This window comes from Micromonospora sp. 15K316 (assembly GCF_004348525.1).
GTDB lineage: Bacteria > Actinomycetota > Actinomycetes > Mycobacteriales > Micromonosporaceae > Micromonospora.
This window is the reverse complement of sequence record NZ_SMKG01000366.1, coordinates 1-3,073: the sequence shown is the minus strand read 5'-3', so window position 1 is coordinate 3,073 and position 3,073 is coordinate 1. Positions and strand designations below refer to the sequence as shown.

Sequence of the window (3,073 nt, the reverse complement as noted above, 5' to 3'; positions counted from 1 at the left end):
CGCTCATGTACGCACAAAGGTATTCGATTTGCACGTTGTTCTGCAGTTGCTGGTTACTATTTTTTTTAGAGGTGTATAAGAGACAGGCGCTATGGCGAAATGACGCTTTTAGTCGGCATCCGGGCGTAGCTCCCCCGGACGACTCTCAGGTAACCTCGCTGCCGGTTACCGCCGAAGGCGCGCAGCGGCGCCTGCGGTACCACCGCCCAATCGCCGTGGGGCGAGCCGGGAACCCAGGTACCTGGGGTGAATCCGCGTCAGCGGTAGGGGCCACTTCCGCCCCGAACCCGTCAGCTAACCCGGTCGGCGGTCGACGGAAGGGAAGACTGTGACGGCACCCCTACGCCGCTGGTTGACACCCGTGGTGGCCGTGATCGCCGCGCTCACCGTGCTCGCCGGGCCCCTCCCGGTGTCCGCCGCGCCCAAGCCGGCCACCCCGTCCGGGCACGAGGACGACGACCCACCACTGCTCACCGACGTCGTCGAGACGACGAACCGCAACTACGCCTCGGCCAAGACCAAGCTGGAGAAGTCCAAGAAGCGCCAGCTGGAACTGGGGCTGGAGGTCAAGCGGGCCCAGGCCGAGCTGGACGCGCTGGCGCCGCAGGTCGGCCAGGTCGCGGCCCAGTCGTACCGCACCGGGCGGATGGGCGCGGTCGGCATGTTGCTGTCGAGCAACGACCCCGACTCCTTCGTGGAGCGGGTCATGGGCCTCGACGAACTCAACATGGTCAACTCGCAGAAGCTCTCCCGGATCAACGAGGTGAAGCACCGCGCCGAGCTCGCCAAGCTGGCGATCGACACCGAGGTACGCGAGCAGCAGAAGCAGGCCGCCATCATGGCCAAGCAGAAGCGCGAGGCGGAGAAGGCCCTGGCTCTGGTCGGCGGTAAGGGCTTCACCGGCGGCCTCGTCTCGGCCACCTCGCCGGTGGCCAAGATCGGCCCTGGTCGCACGGCCGACGGCGACTGGAAGCCGGAGTCGTGCAGCGAGAACGACCCGACCACCTCGGGCTGCGTCACGCCCCGGACGCTGCACGCGTACAAGGAGGTCAAGCGGGCCGGCTTCAACCGGTTCGTCGGCTGTTACCGACCAGGGGGGCCGTGGGAGCACCCGAAGGGCCGGGCCTGCGACTGGTCACTGCAGAAGAGCGGCTTCTCCCCCTGGCACAACGACGACACCCGGATGTACGGCAACAACGTCGCCGCGTTCCTCATCCGCAACGCCGACCGGCTCGGCATCTACTACGTGATCTGGAACCGGCAGATCTGGTTCCCGGCCACCGGATGGAAGTCCTACAGCGGCCCGTCGAACCACACGGACCACGTGCACATGTCGCTCCTGTAGCGACCGCCTAGAACAGAAGGGCCGCCCCGCAGTCGCGGGGCGGCCCGTTCGCTTCCCGGGGCGTTGCGGGGCGGGTCAGCCCGCCGTGGTGGCCGGCGCGGGATCGGGGCCCGGCTGGGCGGGAAGCACCCCGGCGACCTGGCGGACCTCGCCGGCCGCGAGCTGGTAGGACATCCCGACCACCGCGCACCGCCCCTGCGCGACCTCGGCGGCGAGCACCGCCGAGTTGTCGAGCAGGGCCTCGACGGTCTGCGCGATGTGGATGTCGATGATCCGGCCGAGGTCGTCCACCCCCTCGGCGGTGGCGCGGCGGAGGCTGGGCAGCACGGCGTCCACCACCGCGCCCAGGTGACCGGTGGGCGGCGTGCCGTTGTCGAGCGACTCCCGGGCCGCCTTCACGGCGCCGCACGAGTCGTGCCCGAGCACCACGACCAGCGGTGCGCGCAGCACCGTGACCGCGTACTCGACGCTGCCCAGCACCTCCGGCCCGGTGGTGTGACCGGCCGTACGCACCACGAAGAGGTCGCCGAGCCCACGGTCGAAGATGATCTCCGCAGCGAGGCGGGAGTCGGAGCAGCCGACGATCACCGCGAACGGATGCTGCTCGTCGGCGACCGCGGCGCGATGGCCGGCGTCCTGGTTGGGATGGCTCGGGGTGCCGGTGACGAATCGGTGGTTGCCCTCGATCAGCTCAACGAGCGCCCGCTCCGGACGCGGTACCGCCGCTTCGGCTCCACTCATCCCCGCACCTCGACTTCCCTACGCGATCGACCTGGCCACCCACGGTCACCACCGCGGGTTCCGGTCCACGGTCACACCCACCCGGAGACACGTCAAGGTATACGTGATTTGCGTTTCAGGTATTCGCGGACGGGTCACGGTCGACGGCATGGGGTGGACGAGCCCGGGCCCTACGATGACGGCCATGGCGACGACCGAGAGCGGCTACGGCAGCCCCCGGAACTGGACGTTCCTCACCAATCACGGACACGTGCTGCTGGCCATCGCCCGCAACTCCACCGCCCGGCTGCGGGACGTCGCTCACGAGGTGGGGGTCACCGAGCGTGCCGCCCAGGCGATCGTCGCCGACCTGGAGGCCGGCGGTTATCTCAGCCGGACACGGGTGGGACGCCGCAACGAGTACACCCTCAACCCGGCCGGTCGGTTCCGCCATCCGGCGGAGGCCGATCAAGAGGTCGGCGCCCTGCTCGCCCTCTTCACCGAGTTGCCCGAGGCCGCCATCGCCGGCGACGACACCGGGAACGGTGACCTGGACGCCTGATCGACGCGAACTCCTTGATGTCGGGGCGCCCGAGCGGCGGATGCCCCGACGTCAAGGAACCCGAGTCGACCCACCGGCGAACGTCCGTCCGATGGGGACGGGTGGGCACTGTCACGCCGCCCGGCGCTCCGTCGTGCTGCGCCCGGCGGCCCGGGACGATAGGTTGGTCACGTGTTGTCCGTAGCGTCCGCTCGCCCCACCTGGCGGGTCGCGCTGCGTTCGTTGGGCGAGATGACCCGCCTTGCCGTGGCCGCGCTCGCGCTCGCCGTCGGCCTCGGCGTTGCCGCCCCGGCACCGGCCGGCCCGCCGGCCACCGCCGCCCAGCTCCAGCCCACCGCGGTCAGCAGCCAGGTCGAGGTGCTGCGACCCGAGATCGCACCGGTCGCCGAGCGACTGGCCCCGGCCGACGCCCCCGCGCACCGCCCGGCCCGCCGGCCGAGCCTCGC

At 70.5% G+C, this 3,073-nt stretch carries 4 protein-coding genes and 1 riboswitch; of the genes, 3 read left to right on the top strand and 1 reads right to left on the bottom strand.

The annotated features are described in order from the left end of the window. Window positions 1-193 precede the first annotated feature (193 nt). Window positions 194-325, top strand: a riboswitch (cyclic di-AMP (ydaO/yuaA leader). A 3-nt stretch (window positions 326-328) separates the two neighbouring features. Continuing rightward, complete coding sequence (locus E1211_RS31430) at window positions 329-1,345, top strand: hypothetical protein (RefSeq protein ID WP_132353767.1); 1,017 nt, start codon at window positions 329-331, stop codon at window positions 1,343-1,345. Between the two features lie 75 nt (window positions 1,346-1,420). On the opposite strand, the gene E1211_RS31425 is transcribed toward E1211_RS31430, so the two are convergent. Continuing rightward, on the bottom strand, window positions 1,421-2,086 hold the full coding sequence (locus E1211_RS31425; protein ID WP_132353764.1) for a carbonic anhydrase: 666 nt from the start codon (window positions 2,084-2,086) through the stop codon (window positions 1,421-1,423). A gap of 175 nt (window positions 2,087-2,261) precedes the next feature. Here E1211_RS31425 and E1211_RS31420 point away from each other — a divergent pair, with 175 nt between their 5' ends. Both E1211_RS31420 and E1211_RS31415 read left to right on the top strand, forming a co-directional pair. Next, window positions 2,262-2,627 carry a MarR family winged helix-turn-helix transcriptional regulator gene (locus E1211_RS31420; RefSeq protein ID WP_132353762.1) on the top strand — a complete coding sequence of 122 codons (366 nt, stop codon included), beginning with the start codon at window positions 2,262-2,264 and terminating at the stop codon, window positions 2,625-2,627. A gap of 171 nt (window positions 2,628-2,798) precedes the next feature. After that, window positions 2,799-3,073, top strand: a 275-nt coding sequence (locus tag E1211_RS31415) for a hypothetical protein (RefSeq protein WP_207915588.1), incomplete at its 3' end; no start/stop codon positions are given.